The 16,047-nt window shown below is 61.2% G+C and carries 16 protein-coding genes; 11 read left to right on the top strand and 5 right to left on the bottom strand.

From position 1 onward, the window contains the following. Positions 1-47: 47 nt before the first annotated feature. A complete protein-coding gene (locus HB376_RS35775) occupies positions 48-476 on the bottom strand; it encodes a hypothetical protein (RefSeq protein ID WP_213768428.1) in 429 nt (142 codons plus the stop codon). Beyond that, on the bottom strand, positions 476-2,821 hold the full coding sequence (locus tag HB376_RS35780) for a bifunctional diguanylate cyclase/phosphodiesterase (protein WP_213768429.1): 2,346 nt from the start codon (positions 2,819-2,821) through the stop codon (positions 476-478). Before HB376_RS35780 ends, HB376_RS35775 begins: the two co-directional genes overlap by 1 nt. Positions 2,822-3,656: 835 nt before the next feature. On the opposite strand from HB376_RS35780, the gene phnC reads away from it, so the two are divergent. From phnC to phnE, 3 genes are all read left to right on the top strand, one after another. Further along, positions 3,657-4,550 carry a phosphonate ABC transporter ATP-binding protein gene (phnC, locus tag HB376_RS35785; protein ID WP_213768430.1) on the top strand — a complete coding sequence of 298 codons (894 nt, stop codon included), beginning with the start codon at positions 3,657-3,659 and terminating at the stop codon, positions 4,548-4,550. Between the two features lie 75 nt (positions 4,551-4,625). Then, on the top strand, positions 4,626-5,597 hold the full coding sequence (gene phnD, locus HB376_RS35790; RefSeq protein ID WP_213768431.1) for a phosphonate ABC transporter substrate-binding protein: 972 nt from the start codon (positions 4,626-4,628) through the stop codon (positions 5,595-5,597). 65 nt (positions 5,598-5,662) lie between these two features. After that, positions 5,663-6,427 (top strand): phosphonate ABC transporter, permease protein PhnE, encoded by a 765-nt coding sequence (gene phnE, locus HB376_RS35795; RefSeq protein WP_255631763.1) that lies wholly within the window; start codon positions 5,663-5,665, stop codon positions 6,425-6,427. A 46-nt stretch (positions 6,428-6,473) separates the two neighbouring features. Here phnE and phnN read toward each other — a convergent pair whose 3' ends face one another. The 3 genes from phnN to phnF are packed head-to-tail and all read right to left on the bottom strand — an operon-like array spanning position 6,474 to position 8,541. Continuing rightward, the gene (gene phnN / locus HB376_RS35800; RefSeq protein WP_213768432.1) at positions 6,474-7,028 is read right to left on the bottom strand and encodes a phosphonate metabolism protein/1,5-bisphosphokinase (PRPP-forming) PhnN; all 555 of its coding nucleotides are present in this window, start codon (positions 7,026-7,028) and stop codon (positions 6,474-6,476) included. Beyond that, on the bottom strand, positions 7,025-7,786 hold the full coding sequence (locus HB376_RS35805) for a DUF1045 domain-containing protein (RefSeq protein ID WP_213768433.1): 762 nt from the start codon (positions 7,784-7,786) through the stop codon (positions 7,025-7,027). The genes phnN and HB376_RS35805 overlap by 4 nt, the downstream gene beginning before the upstream one ends. Further along, the gene (phnF, locus tag HB376_RS35810) at positions 7,783-8,541 is read right to left on the bottom strand and encodes a phosphonate metabolism transcriptional regulator PhnF (protein WP_213768434.1); all 759 of its coding nucleotides are present in this window, start codon (positions 8,539-8,541) and stop codon (positions 7,783-7,785) included. Before phnF ends, HB376_RS35805 begins: the two co-directional genes overlap by 4 nt. A gap of 221 nt (positions 8,542-8,762) precedes the next feature. Between phnF and phnG the strand changes: the two genes are divergently transcribed. The 8 genes from phnG (at position 8,763) to HB376_RS35850 (ending at position 16,033) form a co-directional block, all read left to right on the top strand. Continuing rightward, entirely contained in the window at positions 8,763-9,272 is a 510-nt protein-coding gene (gene phnG / locus HB376_RS35815; protein WP_213768435.1) for a phosphonate C-P lyase system protein PhnG, read from the top strand. After that, positions 9,272-9,955 carry a phosphonate C-P lyase system protein PhnH gene (gene phnH / locus HB376_RS35820; protein WP_213768436.1) on the top strand — a complete coding sequence of 228 codons (684 nt, stop codon included), beginning with the start codon at positions 9,272-9,274 and terminating at the stop codon, positions 9,953-9,955. The genes phnG and phnH overlap by 1 nt, the downstream gene beginning before the upstream one ends. Then, positions 9,955-11,112, top strand: coding sequence for a carbon-phosphorus lyase complex subunit PhnI (locus tag HB376_RS35825; RefSeq protein ID WP_213768437.1), 1,158 nt, complete (start codon positions 9,955-9,957; stop codon positions 11,110-11,112). Before phnH ends, HB376_RS35825 begins: the two co-directional genes overlap by 1 nt. Next, positions 11,109-11,984, top strand: a complete 876-nt coding sequence (locus HB376_RS35830) for an alpha-D-ribose 1-methylphosphonate 5-phosphate C-P-lyase PhnJ (RefSeq protein WP_255631759.1) — start codon at positions 11,109-11,111, stop codon at positions 11,982-11,984. The genes HB376_RS35825 and HB376_RS35830 overlap by 4 nt, the downstream gene beginning before the upstream one ends. Further along, positions 11,981-12,769 carry a phosphonate C-P lyase system protein PhnK gene (gene phnK, locus HB376_RS35835; protein WP_213768438.1) on the top strand — a complete coding sequence of 263 codons (789 nt, stop codon included), beginning with the start codon at positions 11,981-11,983 and terminating at the stop codon, positions 12,767-12,769. Before HB376_RS35830 ends, phnK begins: the two co-directional genes overlap by 4 nt. Positions 12,770-12,778: 9 nt before the next feature. Further along, entirely contained in the window at positions 12,779-13,573 is a 795-nt protein-coding gene (phnL, locus tag HB376_RS35840) for a phosphonate C-P lyase system protein PhnL (protein WP_213768439.1), read from the top strand. Next, entirely contained in the window at positions 13,567-14,700 is a 1,134-nt protein-coding gene (locus HB376_RS35845) for an alpha-D-ribose 1-methylphosphonate 5-triphosphate diphosphatase (RefSeq protein WP_213768440.1), read from the top strand. Before phnL ends, HB376_RS35845 begins: the two co-directional genes overlap by 7 nt. 481 nt (positions 14,701-15,181) lie before the next feature. Further along, a complete protein-coding gene (locus HB376_RS35850; RefSeq protein WP_213768441.1) occupies positions 15,182-16,033 on the top strand; it encodes a MaoC family dehydratase N-terminal domain-containing protein in 852 nt (283 codons plus the stop codon). Positions 16,034-16,047: the final 14 nt, after the last annotated feature.

The following is a 16,047-nucleotide window of genomic DNA, read 5'->3' on the forward strand; positions in this document are numbered from 1 at the left end:
GCCACATCGACTGCGCATCGGCATCCGAGGCAACCACCAGGGGTGCGTTATGCCTCGCGCTTAGGCGGTTGCGGGTTGTTCGCCGGGTTACTGTCAAACTTGACTACCCGCTCGATTCCGGCGGCACCCGCCAGCGCTGACAATTCAGTTTGCAGCAGATCAGCGATTTCTCTGGGGTAGACCTCGTCACCGTCTACATAAACCGTGAAAGACCGCAGATACCTGGCTTTTTTCTCAGGGTTCTCGATCGTTTCCCTGGTCCATTGATAAAGCGGATACTTTTCCGGCCCGAGTCTTTCTGCTTCATTGACGTAGTCAGAAAACGCGTCGAACTGGCATGTCAACGAGGCGTCATGCCGGCGCAGTACATCGCGTAGCGCAGGGTGCATGCACTGCGGATCTCCGCGCAAGATCGCGGCTGCCTCGGGTGAGACGGTTATCCTGATCTGGAATAGCCATGTGTCACTGTTTGCCATCACTCCACCGTGGGCCACGCCAGATGCGGCGACGTCCAGTCCAGTTCACTACCGACCACCATCACCCGCTCGTCGCGCATGAACGCCATGGTCACGCCGACCGACGCGCGCCCGCTGGTCAGCGATAAATACGGTTGGCAGAACACGGCCGTTCCCATGTTCGCGACCGCCTTCCAGTAATACGGCCGATGATCCCATCGCCCCAACTGCGAGGCGAATAACGGCCCGAGCCGGAAGTCCGTGCTCGACCCCGCGCGGCCGGCAATATCCTGGCCCAACATGCGCCCGGTATCGTCGAGAACAAAGCAGCGTTTGCACAATTCCAGCTTCGCCATGGGCGCGATGGCGTCGTCGATACTCGCGCCGTTCGTCAACGCCGCCGCCGCGGTGTTGAGCATGGCGAGATACGGCGCCAACTGCGCTTCGAAGCGCGCGGTGCGCACGGCACGGCCTTCGGCAATGACATCGAATGCATGATCGATGCGCCGCGTGACCGCTGCCGCCGAGGGCAGCGTGGCGCTCGGCCTGCCCAGCAAGAACCCTTGCGCGAAATCGACGTTCGATTCCACCGCCAGGATAAGCTCCTCGGTCGTCTCGATCCCTTCCACCACCACCAGCATATCCGCCCGATGCAACAGCGAAACAATGGTGGGGAGGAGAGGCTGATCCGAGGCGCGGCTCTTCGCGCGGATCAACGCGCCATCGAGCTTGACGAAGTCGGGCTGGATGCGCAGCAGGCGGTCGAGATTGGAGTGGCCCGTGCCGAAGTCATCGACTGCAATCAGGAAACCGCAGCCGCGATACCGCCACGCGGCCAGCGCAAGCTCCTCAACGTCCACCCCTTCGGACTCCAGAATTTCCAGCACCACCCCGCGAGGATCGAGTCCCGCCTCGAAGACGATGGCCGCGAGCGTCTGCTCATAACCCGGCTGGATGAAGGTGGACGGCGCGACGTTCAGGAAGAGCCAGCAGTCGAGCGGCAGGCGCTTGCGGGCGTTCGCGAGATGGAGGTGGTGGGTCAGTGAATCCAGGTCGCTGATGCCGGGATTCGACTGCGGGGCGAACAGCTTGTCGGGCTGCAGTGGCGTGCCATGCTGGTCAAAGCCGCGCAGCAGGGCTTCGAAACCGACCTGCTTCTGATGCGACAAACTGTAAACCGGCTGGTAGTGGGTGAATAGATCGAACGCGCCCCAGCGGGTGACAACGACCGGTTCTTCATCGACCCGGGTGTCATTGTCTTCATCGAGAGCGGTGGCGCGCACGCGCTCGACCCGCCTTGCCTGCTCGACGAACACCCGGTTATGGCCCGCGTGTTTCGCGCGCAACAGCGCTTCGTCGGCACGGTCGAGCAGTTCGACGACATTCTCGTTCGGCCGGCGATGCGCTACGCCAAAGCTGGCGGTGAGAAAACCGTCGGGTCGAAGTATCGATGCAACGAGGGTGCGCAGCGTGTCGGCAAGCCCGGTCGCCTGGTCGGGGCCGGGCGCCTTGATAAGGACCGCGAACTCCTCGCCTCCCAGCCGTCCGACCACCGCGTCCGCGGGCACTGCGTCGTTCAGGACCTTGGTGACGTCCATCAGCGCTTCGTCGCCTCGCGCGTGGCCGTACTGGTCGTTCAGCGACTTGAAGCGATCGATGTCCAGGAAGATCGCGCTGACGACTTCATCGTGACCTGTCGTCTCGCTCAGTATCTGTTCCGCCTGCTCGAGAAAGGCGCGCCGGTTCAGGAGCTGGGTCAAGGGATCGGTTGCGGCGAGCGCCCGCAGTTTCTCTTCGAGCAGGAAGTGGTTGAGCCGGAACCAATAGAAGCCGAAATGAAACGTGGTGGCTGTCGGGATGCCGATAGCCACCCACATCGCGCATAAGACGTAGTCGTCGTGCGTGAAGGGCACGGCCATCACAAAGGGCAGCCCGGCCAGGTAGAACGCAATCGTTCCCAGGATGAAATGCCGCGGCGTCAGCCACAGCGGCGCCGCGCAGATCGGGATGACCATGCCGGCCGGTAACATCCAGAAGAGCGGTTTTTCGACGCCTTGGACGTTGATCACCACCCCGATCTGGAGAACGACGATATAAAGCACGCCGATCAGGCCAAATATAAAAGTAGACGGGGCCTTGGGGATTGCCGCGACGAGCAACAACATGACGAACGCACAGGTCAGGCGCGGCCAGAGCGGTAAGTCGACCCCCGTTACGTGGGACCGGGCGATGATGAAAATCAGGAGCGCCACCACGGTAAAGGCCATGGTGACCGTTGATAGCGGCCGTTGCTGATCCATCGAGCGGCGGTGGAAACAGAGTCGAAGCGCAGGTGTGATCGTTGGCGGAAGCAGGGAGGTGAGCATGTTCTCGCGTAAGTTTTAGCAGCCTCATTAATTGATGATGGCTGTCGGCTGTGTCGGGCCGAGTTGTTTGAACTACCGCAGGTACTGAAATCACATGATCCGATTATCGTCGGATGAAATGGATTGTCTTACTAGGCGCGATTGGGCTCAAGAGAATGTTTAATCGACCATATTGTTTTGGGGAATAAGGCCATGCGCAGCTATGGCGCTTTTGAGTGCCGGCGTTGTGCGGGAGGGAGAAAGGACGATTTGCGCACAATGCAGTTACGGCTCGCAAACGATTTACCGCAACTATCCGGTATTGGAGACAGTTCGAAATCGTATAAAGAGGCAGCGCAACAGCAGCTTAAGTGTCTTCAATTAGTGTCTTCAATCGGTGCACGGGGATCGCGTTGATTCGTTGTTGAGTTGTGCGTCGCACAACATGCCATTGTCCGCAGAGCTCGCGGCGCCTTCAATAAACCCGTTGTAATTCAACCGCCGGTCACCGACCAGTCACCCACCAGTCAGCCGCGAACGGGAATTGCGACTCATTTCAGCGAGTTGCCAACGGGCTCAGGCGCGATGCAGCCAACCCGAACCTGCATTTCTTCACATGCATGCGCGCCATCATGAGAGAAGTTCGTACCCTTAATTCTCGTCGGTCCCGGCGGGTGTGTTCAGAATCGTCAGTATCCGCACGATCATGCAATTCGCCGCAGCGTTGCGACCGCTTTGCATGGTTCCAATTCGTGTATTCATCTAGACGTCTTGCAAGCGTCACCGCAACGTCATGTTGCGTTCCTAGAATCCGTCTCGACGCTGAAAAGCTTTGACACGCGATTGTGAGGACACCATGGATGCAATTCACATTGAACGTCTCTGCAAGACGTTCAATAACGGCCGCAAGGCACTCGACTCCATCGACCTGAAAGTTGGCGAGGGAGAAATGATCGCGCTGATCGGTGCATCGGGTTCAGGGAAGTCCACGCTTTTGCGGCACATTGCCGGCTTTACAGCATCCGACCCCGCGCCCTCGCATGTCACGCTGCTCGGCCGGCCCATCCAGCAAAACGGCAAGGTCGCGCGCGAGGTTCGTCGAATTCGCCGGGATGTCGCGTTTGTCTTTCAGCAGTTCAATCTCGTGGGGCGTCTCACCGTGCGCACCAATGTGCTGCTCGGCGCGTTGTCGCGAGTCTCGTTGTGGCGGCGTCTTATTGGCCGGTTTCCGCGGGTGGAGCATGAGCTTGCGATGGCGTCGCTCAGCGCAATGGGTATTGGCGACCACATCAACGAGCGCGCCAGCACCTTGTCCGGCGGTCAGCAACAGCGCGCGGCGCTGGCGCGCGCGCTGGTGCAGCGGGCTCGTATTGTTCTCGCCGACGAACCCATTGCATCGCTGGACCCCGAGTCGTCGCGGCGTGTCATGGAACTGCTTCAGTCGCTGAACGAGGATCACGGCTTGACCGTGGTGGTGTCCTTGCATCAGATCGACGTAGCGATGAAATATTGCGCGCGTACCGTCGCGCTGCGCGACGGCCGCGTGGTCTACGACGGCCCGTCCGCCAGCCTCACGCCATCCCTTCTGCGCGACCTGTATGGTGCCGCAGCGGAAGAACTGCTGACCGACACGGAGAGCGCGCAGCGCGACGTGGCGAAGCAGGTCGAACGTGCCGTTGACCGTGCCGCGTCGCGCCCCGAAGGCGCGTCGGCACGCTCCGCCGCGTTTGCGTCGGCTGCCAGTTCCTGAACGCGTGCCCTCATTGTGCTTTTGAGCCCCGCTTTGAACACCCGCTTTGAACACCTTTAACCCTGGACCTATTCGATGAAATCAGCCCGTCTTCTTCTGGCCGGTGTGGCCCTCGCTGCCTGTTTTGTCACGCAGGTGGTGCGCGCCGAAACGCTCAACTTCGGCATTATCTCGACCGACAACTCGTCCGCGCTCAGGCAGCGCTGGCAGCCGCTGATCGACGACCTCAACAAGCAGACAGGCCTCGACGTCAAGCCGTTCTTCGCGACTGACTATGCCGGCATTATCGAAGCGATGCGGTTTAACAAGGTGCAGATCGGCTACTTCGGTAACGCCTCCGCTATCGAAGCCGTGGACCGCGGCAATGGTGAAGTGTTCGCGAAGGTGAAGTACAAAAGCGGCGAAGCGGGCTACTACTCGCTGCTGATCACGAACGTGAACAGCAAGTGGAAGACTGTCGATCAGGTGCTGAAGAACACGCACGACATCAACCTCGGTTTCGGCGATCCGAACTCGACCTCGGGCACGCTCGTGCCGTCGTATTACCTGTTCGCGAAGAACGGCATCTCGGTGCGCAATGACTTCAAGAGCGTGCTTCCTTCCAGCCATGAGGCGAACATGCTGGCTGTGGTGAACAACCGTGTCGACATCGCAACGAACAATACCGACATGGTGGAGACCCTGAGGCAAAATCATCCCGATTTGCTCAAGCAGGTGCGCGTATTGTGGAAGTCGCCGCTGATTCCGTCGGACCCGCTGGTATGGCGCCGTGACCTGCCGCAGGCGACGAAAGACAAGCTGCGCAATTTCTTCGATCACTACGCGCAGAGCGATCCGCGCGAGCAGGCGATCATGGCGGGGATCACGGGCCTGTCGGGCTTCGCGGATTCCACCGATGCGCAGCTTATCCCGATACGTCAAATGGCCTTGTTCCAGAAGAAGCAGCAGGTCCAGAACGACGAGCACATGTCCGACGCGGACAAGAAATCGCAGATCGCGGCGCTCGACCAGAAGCTCTCGCAACTGGATAGCGTGGCGGCGAAGTGAAGCACAACGCCGACGCCTATTCCCTCGACAGCGCGCAAGGTGGTTCGCTGCCACTGAAGCTCGAATTGCGGCAACCGAAACGAAGCTGGTTGTCCATGTTCGGATGGTTGGTGGTGGTGGCCATGCTCGGGCTGTCCTGGCATAGCGCCGACATGCGCCCGCTCGATCTCTTCAGCGATTCCGGCAACATGCTGCAATTCGGCAAGGACTTTTTTCCGCCGGATTTCTCTGACTGGCGCACCTATGTGCACGAGATGATCGTCACACTGGCCGTAGCGGTGTGGGGCACGGCGCTCGCGCTGGTATGCGCCGTGCCGTGCGGGCTGCTGTCGGCCTCCAACATCGCGCCGATGTGGATCGTACAGCCAGTGCGCCGCGCGATGGACGCATGCCGCGCAATCAACGAGATGGTCTTCGCGATGCTGTTTATCGTTGCGGTGGGACTCGGGCCGTTCGCGGGCGTGCTTGCGCTTTGGGTGCATACCACCGGCGTGCTGGCGAAGCTGTTCGCCGAAGCGGTGGAAGCGATCGATGCACGGCCGGCAGAAGGCGTGCGAGCAACCGGCGCAAGCAGTCTCGATGAAGTCCTTTACGGCGTGCTGCCGCAGGTCCTGCCATTGTGGATCTCGTATGCGTTGTACCGGTTCGAGTCGAACGTACGTTCGGCGATGGTGGTCGGCATGGTCGGCGCGGGCGGAATTGGCGTGGTGTTGTATGAAGCGATCCGCTCGTTCAACTATGCGCAGACCGCGGCCGTACTGCTGATGGTCATCGTGATCGTGACGCTGATCGATCTGGCGTCCGCGTGGCTTCGTGAACGTGTGATCTGAACGTGCTGGCCGCCGGTCCAATGGTAATGGTCCGCCGGCCAGCAGTTCAAAGTTGCTGCTGACTGATTGCGGCCAGTAGCTGCTGGCCTGCTTCGGAAAGCAGACCTGAATTGTCGATGGTGATGAGCCGCGCCTGTTCGGGAAGCGACAAGACGGGGCGACGCGCAAGCCGCGCTTCCATCTGCCGCGAATCTTCGCGGCCGCGCCGCTCGAGCCGGGCGGCCAGGATCGTGGGGCTTGCATGAATCTGGACGAACTGTGTGAACGGATAACGTTCCAGCGCAGCCGGTGCATGTTGGCGCGACCCGTTGACTACGACCGGCAAGCCGCGCGTGAGCCATGCATCGATCTCGACGCCAATGCCATAGTGCAGTCCGAGACTTTCCCAATGCATCGAGAAAACGCCGCTGGCCAGACGCGCGGCGAATTCCTCGCGGCTCAGGGCGACATGATTTTCACCATCGGAAACGGGGCGCGTGATGTAGCGATGCGCGAACATCACCTGCGCGCCAATGCGTTCACGAACGAAGCCGAGCAACGAGTCCTTGCCGGCGCCCGATGGCCCCATTACGTAGATCAGTCGACCGGTTTCCATGCTCATTCAAGGGCCTCGGAGTGGGCATTCGCGAAGGGCAGGCGCTGCCATAGCGTGAACGGCGCACCCGGATCCGGTTGAACAAAAAGCGCTGCCTCGTGGAAGGGCAGCGGTCCGAGCGCTTCAGCGCGGGTTTGCCACAGCGAGACAATGGCCGCACGCACCGAAGCCGAATCGAGTGCATCGGAGAGCGTCATGTGGAAGCGGAATTCATCGAGCACGTACGGGTAGCCCCATTCATGCAACAGGGTTCGCTGCCGCTCGCTCAAGCCTGACGCCAGGCGCCGTTCGGCATCTTCCGCCGAGGGACGCGCACGCAGCGAGGCGAGGGCGTACAACGCGCTGGCAGCCACCCGGCGGATGGATTCGTCGTCATCCGGCCGCGCGGCTCGCAACGCGACGAAGCGGCCCATCTCGACGGCGGACAGGGGGGCATCGAACCGGGTGATGTGACTGGCCCACTCGCGAGTCTCCGATAAAACCTGCTGCGGCGTCACACCTTCGGCGGTGTGAAAAGGCGCGACAAGCGTTCCGTGCCAGCCATAACGTCGCGGTGAGCCGGTCAGCGCGGCAACGGTCTGCCCGAGTGCGGTAATGGCGGGTTCCTCGGGTGTTTCGGTCGAGCGTCCAGTTTCGGCATTGCGGCCAAGCCATTCGCAGCCCGCGCGCCACCATGTGGAAGACGCCGGCGGTGCGTAGTAAAGCGCGATGCGCGCGTCGGGTGTCCAGGCATCCAAGACGGTGTCGTTCGCTTCGCCGTTCATACGCCGTCCTCGACCAGCAATTGCACCCGGTCGGCGGCGAAGTGGGTAATACCGTATTTGATGGGCACACCGGCTTCGTCGACGTCGACGCTTTCAACCCACATCACCGGTTGCGCCCGATTGATCTGCAAGCGCCGCGCGACGTCCGAGCTGGGCAGAATACAGCCGATACGGCTCCATTTACGCGTGTAATCCACCACGCCGAATTCAGCCAGCGCCGCGCTGACCCCTTGTACGCCGGCAAGCACGCCGGGCAGGTCGGCGAAGCGCATGGCAGGGAACCAGCTGCGCGCATAGGTCAGCGGCACGTCGTCGGAATCGTGGCGTGTCTCGATCTGGTACACGAACGTCCCTGCGCGGATGGAGAGCGCTTTCGCGGTGACCGGATCAGCCTTCACCTTTTCGCTGGAAAGGACCACGCCCACCGATGCCTGGTTATTACGCCGCAGGTTTTCAGTGAAGCGCGTGCGCCGCCCGATCTGGTAGTCAATCGCACCCGGTTGCACGAACGTGCCTCGGCCCTGCTCGACGCTCACCAGCCCCGTGGCGGCCAGCCGCAGCATTGCCCGGCGCACCGTGTGCCGGTTGACGTCGAAACGTCTGGCGAGTTCAGCCTCGCTGGGCAGGCGGCCATCTTCGCCGAAGCTGTTCGCCGTGATCTCCGCCGAAAGAATCTGTTCGATCTGACGCCATACCGCGACGCCCGCGCCGCGTTCCACGGCCAGGCCCGGCGTGCCAGTTTCGTTAGATGTCATGTCGCTGTCATTCCTGTCGGTTTGAATATCGTTTTCGGCATTGTAGTGCGCCGCCGATGGCGAAAATGTGAAAGCAGGGCGCTAGCGAATAATTTTCATCCGGTTGCACAAACGTCTAGACGACCGGATGACTATTCTAGTAGCGTTCAGACTGGACAGAACGATGAAATCACGGACGCGGCTTGGGGCACCATCGCGCCCTTTATTGACGAGGTATGACCATGAGTACATCTGCGCAGACGCCCGCGCATCCCGCACCACCCGCGCCACCCGGTCCCGTGACACGGCGGGAGTGGTTGGCCATCCTGGCGCGCACGCCGCGAGCCTGCATGAAAGACGCGCTTGATACGGCACTGGATGGCGCGTCGCCGCCTGAATTCGACTGGCTGCGCGCACCCGATATCGGCCTTGCGATGGTGCGCGGACGGGTTGGTGGCAGCGGAGACGCGTTCAATCTGGGTGAAGTGACCGTGACACGCGCGACGCTTCGGTTGCGGGTTCGCGAGGGACGTGCGGCAGTGGGTATCGCCGTGCACATGGGGCGGGACAAGGAGCGGGCGACACTCGCCGCGCTCGCTGACGCGCTCCTGCAGACGCCCGCTTTCGAAGCCCGGATGCATGAGCACGTGTTGGCGCCGCTCGCTGCGCGCATCGCGGAAAACCGGGCGCAAAAACAGGCCCGCGCCGCGGGTACCAAGGTGGAATTCTTTACGATGGTGAGGGGCGACTGATGTTACCTGACAAGCTTTCAAAAAACTTTCGGGGTGAGAACGCTGTGGATACCGTGGGTATCGTTGGTATCGACCTCGTGACCCTGACCCCCGGTTTCAACGATACGGTCCATGATTCGCAGGGTGTATTCCGTGCATTGCTCGACGCGCTGTCCCGGCCCGGCAAGATGGTCTCGATCGACGCTGTATTGCCCGGGCTCGATCAGGATGGCAGCACGGCCGCGACCCACGTGCCCATGGCCGCGTTCGCTGCGCTGCTGGCGCTGGCCGACTATTCGACGCCCGTGCTGCTGCAACATGAGCATCGCGGCCTGAGCGACGCGCTGCGTTTTCACACCGGCGCACCGCTGACGCACGATCACGCGCAAGCGGTTTTCGCCTACCTGCACGATGCGGGATCGATGCCGCCGCTGGATGCATTTTCGCTCGGTGATCCTGAGACACCGGAGAACGCCGCCATGTTGTTCATCCGCGTGGACTCCCTCACGGACGGCACACCGATGACCTGGCGCGGCCCCGGTATCCGCGATACACAGGTCGTCCATATCAGCGGCATCCCTGATGCGTTCTGGCATGAACGCGCGCTGCTGGCAAGTCAGTTTCCTTGCGGTATCGACTGTTATTTCGTACACGGCGGATCGGTGATCGGCCTGCCGCGTACAACTCGCGTGGGGGTGGCCTGATGTACGTCGCAGTCAAAGGCGGAGAACGCGCGATCGAGCGTTCGTGGGACTTGCTCGCGGCCAACCGGCGCGGCGATGAAGCATTCAAGGAACTCAGCGTTGACCAGATTCGCGAGCAGCTTGGGTTGGCGGTCGCGCGGGTGATGACCGAGGGCTCGGTCTACGATGAAGAGCTGGCCGCGCTCGCGATCAAGCAGGCTGCGGGGGATCTGGTGGAAGCCATTTTCCTGCTGCGGGCGTATCGCACGACGCTGCCGCGCTTCGGTTATACCGTGCCGCTCGACACGCAAGCCATGCTCGCGGAGCGGCGTATTTCGGCTGCGTTCAAGGACATTCCGGGCGGACAGATGCTCGGCGGAACGTACGATTACACCCAGCGTTTGCTCGATTTCAGCTTGCTCGCCGAAGGCGGCCCCCGCACGGCGAATGCCAGCGTCGCGAGCACGTCCGCAGCAAAGCAGGAAGCCATGCCGCGCGTGCTCGAGCTGCTCGACAAGGAAGGTTTGATCGAGCAGGAGAAGATGCATGCGGACGCGCCCGAACCCGGCGATCTCTCGCGTGAGCCCCTGATGTTCCCCGTTGCGCGCCCGGTGCGTTTGCAGAATCTCGCCCGTGCCGATGAGGGTTTCCTGCTGGCCGTCGGCTACGCCACGCAGCGCGGTTATGCGAACTCGCATCCGTTTGCCGGCGAGATTCGTTATGGCGAAGTTGCCGTCGAACTGGAGCTTGAAGAGTTGGGATTCGCGGTGGAGATAGGCGATATCGACATCACCGAGTGCCAGATGATCAATCAGTTCGCGGGCAGCGGCGATGTGCCGCCCACATTCACACAAGGGTACGGCCTCGCATTTGGCCACTCGGAACGCAAGGCCATGGCGATGGCGCTGGTCGACCGCGCACTGCGCGCGCAAGAACTGGGCGAGACCGTTTCGTCGCCGACGCAAGACCCGGAATTCGTGCTCTATCACAGCGACAACGTGGAAGCATCGGGCTTCGTTCAGCATCTGAAATTGCCGCATTACGTCGACTTCCAGTCTGAACTCGAATTACTGCGGCGTTTGCGTGCAGGCATCGAGAAAGAAGCGCAACGCGAAGCTCAAGAAGAGCATCAAGCGCATCAAGCGCAACCCGAGCCCAGCGAGGAGAACGCCGCATGAACGCGCGTATAGAAGAAAGTGCGATGGCTGAAGGCTATAACTTCGCCTACCTCGATGAACAAACGAAGCGCATGATCCGCCGCGCGCTCTTGAAAGCGGTGGCCATACCGGGTCATCAAGTGCCGTTTGCATCGCGAGAAATGCCGCTGCCTTATGGCTGGGGAACGGGCGGCTTGCAGGTTACGTCCGCGATCATCGGACGCAGCGACACGCTGAAAGTGATCGACCAGGGCTCCGATGAAACCACCAACGCCGTGAATATCCGCCGCTTCTTTGCGCGCACGGCCGGTGTAGCGACCACCACGCGCACGGTGGAAGCGTCCATTATCCAGACCCGCCACCGGATTCCCGAAACGCCGCTGACCGAAGCGCAGATCCTTGTGTACCAGGTGCCGATGCCCGAGCCGCTGTTCCGGCTCGAACCTCGCGTCACCGAGTCCCGCAAGCTCCATGCGCTGGCGGACTATGGGCTGATCAACGTGAAGTACTACGAGGACATCGTGCAGCACGGCAGCATTGCGACGACCTACGATTACCCGGTGCTCGTGAACGATCGCTATCTCACTTCACCGTCGCCTATCCCCAAGTTCGATAACCCGAAGATGCACATGAACCCCGCGCTGCAACTATTCGGCGCGGGCCGCGAACGCCGCATCTACGCGATTCCGCCTTATACGAAGGTACGAAGCCTCGACTTCGAAGATCACCCGTTCACCATTCAGCACTGGGATCATGAGTGCGCTTTGTGCGGTTCGCGTGAGAGTTTCCTCGACGAAATGATTGTGGACGACGCGGGCGCGCGCATGTTCGTGTGTTCGGACAGCGACTACTGCCAGGAACGTCGCGCGGCTCAAGAACAGGAGGACGAATGAATCTTTCGACACCCACACTCCCTCTGCTCACTGGCCGTGGACTCACGAAGCGTTATGACGGCCGGGGCGGCTGCATCGATGTGGACATCGATATCTATCCGGGCGAAGTGCTTTGCATCGTCGGCGAATCCGGTTCAGGGAAATCGACATTGCTGAACGCGCTGGCTCTGCGAACGCCCGTGAACGATGGAGCGTTGCACTATAGAACCGTGGAGCATGAACTGCTCGATCTGTTCGCGCTGCCCATGCCGCGCCGCAGGATGCTCGCGCGTACCGATTGGGGTTTTGTGCATCAGAATGCGCGCGACGGACTGCGTCATGGCGTGTCGGCCGGGGCGAATATCGGCGAGCCGTTGATGGCGAACGGGGCGCGCCACTATGGACGCCTTCGCGAAACAGCCTCTGACTGGATGAATCAGGTCGAGCTCGATGCCGCGCGTATTGACGAGCTGCCTTCTGCATTTTCAGGCGGCATGCAGCAGCGGCTTCAAATTGCGCGCAATCTTGTCACGAAGCCACGTCTCGTGTTCATGGACGAGCCCACAGCGGGGCTGGATGTTTCTGTGCAGGCGCGGCTGCTGGACCTGCTGCGTACGCTGACCGCCAAGCTTCATCTCGCCGCCCTGATTGTCACGCATGATATTGGTGTGGCGCGTTTGCTCGCGCATCGCCTGATGGTGATGAAGGACGGGCGAGTGGTGGAGAGCGGACTGACCGACCAGGTGCTCGATGATCCGCAACATCCCTATACACAGACGTTGGTTGCGTCCGTGCTGCCAGTTTGAGGTACGAGAATGAATGCCAATGCCGATCTTTCCAATGAGCTTGCGTTTGCTGAACGCGCGTCGCTGATGCTGCGCGCGCGCGGGGTCGAGAAGACCTTTACGCTGCATCAGCAGGGTGGCGTGCGCATCGCTGCACTGGGCGGTGTGTCGCTCGATGTAGAACGAGGCGAGTGTGTGGTGTTGTCGGGGCCTTCAGGTGCCGGCAAGAGTACGTTGCTGCGTTGCATGTACGGCAACTATCTGCTCACGCGTGGCACGGTTGCCATCCGCGACGACAGCCGATCATCGCAATACCTGTCGCTTTCGGATGCGTTGCCGCACGATGTAATTCGCCTGCGCCGTACTACCATGGGTTATGTGAGCCAGTTTTTGCGCGCTATCCCGCGCGTGTCGTCGCTTGATCTTGTCAGCGAACCGTTGATCTCGCGTGGCGTGCACGAAGAAGACGCGCGGGCACGTGCCGGCACGCTGCTTGAACGGCTCAACGTGGCGCGGCGTCTGTGGACGCTTGCACCGGCCACGTTCTCAGGCGGTGAACAACAACGCATCAATATCGCGCGGGGGCTGATTGCTGAACAGCCGTTGCTGCTGCTCGACGAACCCACTGCATCGCTCGATGCCGAGAACCGGCAGGTGGTGGCGGATCTCATCGTGGAAGCGCGCGTTCGTGGCGCGGCAATCGTCGGCATTTTTCATGACGAGGACACGCGTGAACGTGTTGCCACTCGCGTGATCCAACTCAACGCGCCCGCCGCACAGGCGGCAACGGCTTCAACGACTACGGAAACCTTGCAGACATGCTGATCAAAAACGCGCGCATCGTCACTCGCGATGAAGAGTTCACAGGCGTATTACAAGTAGCCGGGGGCTGCATAACCGAGGTAGCGCCCGGCATGACCTCGGTTGCTGAAGCCGAGGACTGGGGCGGCGATTATCTGTTGCCTGGACTTGTCGAGCTGCATACCGACAACATCGAAAAGCATATCGCGCCGCGTCCGGGCGTGTTGTGGAATCACGACGCAGCCATTCTCGTGCACGATGCTCAAGTGGCAACTGCCGGCATCACGACGGTCTTCGATTCACTCGCGATTGGCTCGCGTGGTGGCGTGGGTGTACGCGGCAAGGAAATACAGACCAACTGCGCGCGCTCGATCGAGCGGCTGGCGGAGAGCGGCATGCTGCGCGTTGATCACTTCCTGCATCTGCGATGCGAAGTGGCGGCAGCGGACGTGCTCGACGTATTCGAGGGACTGGTTTCGCATCCGCTTTTGCGCCTTGTCTCCGTGATGGACCATACGCCGGGCCAGCGGCAATGGCACGATCCGGTCCAGTGGCGCCGGTATCAGGAGCGTCATGGAAAATGGACCGACGAACACGCAAGCACGGTGCTCAGTGAACTGACTGAGGACCAGCATCGGTACGCGCGGGTTCATCGCAGCGAGATCGTCGCGCGTTGCAAAACGCTGGGTCTGCCGCTCGCGAGTCACGACGACACGTCCATCGAGCACGTGCTGGAAGCTGTGAATGACGGTATTGTCCTCGCCGAATTTCCGACGACGCTGGCCGCGGCGCAGGCGGCGAGGGATCATGGCATTGCGACGATCATGGGTGCGCCGAACGTCGTACGGGGCGGCTCGCATTCGGGCAACGTATCCGCGCTTGAGATGGCGCGTGCGGGGCTGCTCGACATCTTGTCGTCGGACTATGTGCCGTCGAGTTTGCTCACCGCCACCTTTGAACTCGTCGATAAAGCCGGGTGGTCGCTGCCACAGGCTATTCGCACGATATCGTCGGCGCCGGCCAAGGCGGCGGGTTTGTCGGATCGTGGCTCGATTGGCCTTGGCCTCAGGGCCGATTTTGTGCGGGTCGCAATGGCAGGTCGCTTGCCCGTGCCGCGCGCGACGTACCTCGAAGGCCTGCGTGTAGCGTGATTGCCGGAAGAGGGTAGACGCGTTGATTACTGACTCTGACTATGCGCTCGTGCCTTTGACCATCTGGGAGCGGCTCGTTCGGGCAGCATGAAGGCGCGATCTTGGCGCCGCGGCCCGATTCGCGTCGTTGTCCCTGAACGCCGACGCGTGCTCGAAGCACAAGGCGCCAAGACACGCCGAACCCAAGCTTCATCGAAAAGCAATTGTCGACCGGCACGCCCAAACCACACTCGCAGCCCTTCCAGCCCGGCGTTTTCTGCCAAGCATAGCGGTACAGCACCACGTCAAATAGCCTCTATACCGGCGCGAGCGGGCATCACTCCGTGCACGCGCCGGAGGCGCCTTGAACTGAGCGTTAACTAAAACAAAACCCCCGATTCAGAAATCACGACTTCGCGAAACGGGTAGACGGGTTCATAGTCGAAGTCATTGCTGACGCCGCCTATCTACCCCACTGCCACGTACAACGAGAGACGCCATCGTGCCCGAAGCGACTGAAAAATTCGACGATTGGCTGGACAAGACGCAAGTTGTTCATGACGTGATTACCGCTTTCCCGCTGGCGGCCATGGCCGCTACGCTGAACCGGGAACCCGAGACGAAAAACGTGCCGCCGCTATGGCACTGGCTCTACTTTTTACCGATTGCGCCCTTATCTGAAACCGGTCCAGACGGCCACCCGAAACGCGGCGGTTTCCTGCCACCCGTGCCGTTGCCGCGCCGGATGTGGGCGGGCGGACGCCTGACATTTCACGCGCCGCTAGTGGTTGGCGAAGAGGCAACGCGCACGTCGACCATTGTGAGTATCGAGGACAAGACGGGCCACACCGGGCGGCTCGTGTTCGTGACGGTGCAGCATGAGATTGAAGTGGACGGTACGCTCAAGATCGAGGAAGAGCACGACATTGTGTATCGCGACGAGCCCGCACCCGACGCCATCAACGCGCCGAAGAAAGAGCCGGCCAAAGCACCCGCCGACGAGACCTTCAGCCGCGAGATACCGACCGAGCCCGTGCTGCTGTTCCGTTACTCGGCGCTGACTTTCAACAGTCACCGGATTCATTACGATCATCCTTATGTTACGCAGGAAGAGGGGTATCCGGGGTTGATCGTGCACGGCCCGTTGATCGCCACCATGCTCGTGGATCTCGTGCGCCGCGAGTTGCCCGATGCGAATATCGCAAGCTTCGCTTTCCGCGCGCTGCGCCCGACCTTTGCGCCCAATCCATTTACCGTGTGCGGCAAACGATCGGATGACGGCCGAACCGTCGAGTTATGGGCGAAAGATCACGACGGTTACCTGACGATGCGCGCCACCGCGACGCTCGCCTGAATCTGAAAAAGTCC

It is taken from the genome of Caballeronia sp. dw_19, assembly GCF_018449515.1.
GTDB lineage: Bacteria > Pseudomonadota > Gammaproteobacteria > Burkholderiales > Burkholderiaceae > Caballeronia.

Coding starts and splice junctions, on each gene's coding strand:
- HB376_RS35775 (WP_213768428.1), bottom strand. CDS start 476: ATGGCAAACAGTGACACATGGCTATTCCAGATCAGGATAACCGTCTCA.
- HB376_RS35780 (WP_213768429.1), bottom strand. CDS start 2,821: ATGCTCACCTCCCTGCTTCCGCCAACGATCACACCTGCGCTTCGACTC.
- phnC (WP_213768430.1), top strand. CDS start 3,657: ATGGATGCAATTCACATTGAACGTCTCTGCAAGACGTTCAATAACGGC.
- phnD (WP_213768431.1), top strand. CDS start 4,626: ATGAAATCAGCCCGTCTTCTTCTGGCCGGTGTGGCCCTCGCTGCCTGT.
- phnN (WP_213768432.1), bottom strand. CDS start 7,028: ATGAGCATGGAAACCGGTCGACTGATCTACGTAATGGGGCCATCGGGC.
- HB376_RS35805 (WP_213768433.1), bottom strand. CDS start 7,786: ATGAACGGCGAAGCGAACGACACCGTCTTGGATGCCTGGACACCCGAC.
- phnF (WP_213768434.1), bottom strand. CDS start 8,541: ATGACATCTAACGAAACTGGCACGCCGGGCCTGGCCGTGGAACGCGGC.
- phnG (WP_213768435.1), top strand. CDS start 8,763: ATGAGTACATCTGCGCAGACGCCCGCGCATCCCGCACCACCCGCGCCA.
- phnH (WP_213768436.1), top strand. CDS start 9,272: ATGTTACCTGACAAGCTTTCAAAAAACTTTCGGGGTGAGAACGCTGTG.
- HB376_RS35825 (WP_213768437.1), top strand. CDS start 9,955: ATGTACGTCGCAGTCAAAGGCGGAGAACGCGCGATCGAGCGTTCGTGG.
- HB376_RS35830 (WP_255631759.1), top strand. CDS start 11,109: ATGAACGCGCGTATAGAAGAAAGTGCGATGGCTGAAGGCTATAACTTC.
- phnK (WP_213768438.1), top strand. CDS start 11,981: ATGAATCTTTCGACACCCACACTCCCTCTGCTCACTGGCCGTGGACTC.
- phnL (WP_213768439.1), top strand. CDS start 12,779: ATGAATGCCAATGCCGATCTTTCCAATGAGCTTGCGTTTGCTGAACGC.
- HB376_RS35845 (WP_213768440.1), top strand. CDS start 13,567: ATGCTGATCAAAAACGCGCGCATCGTCACTCGCGATGAAGAGTTCACA.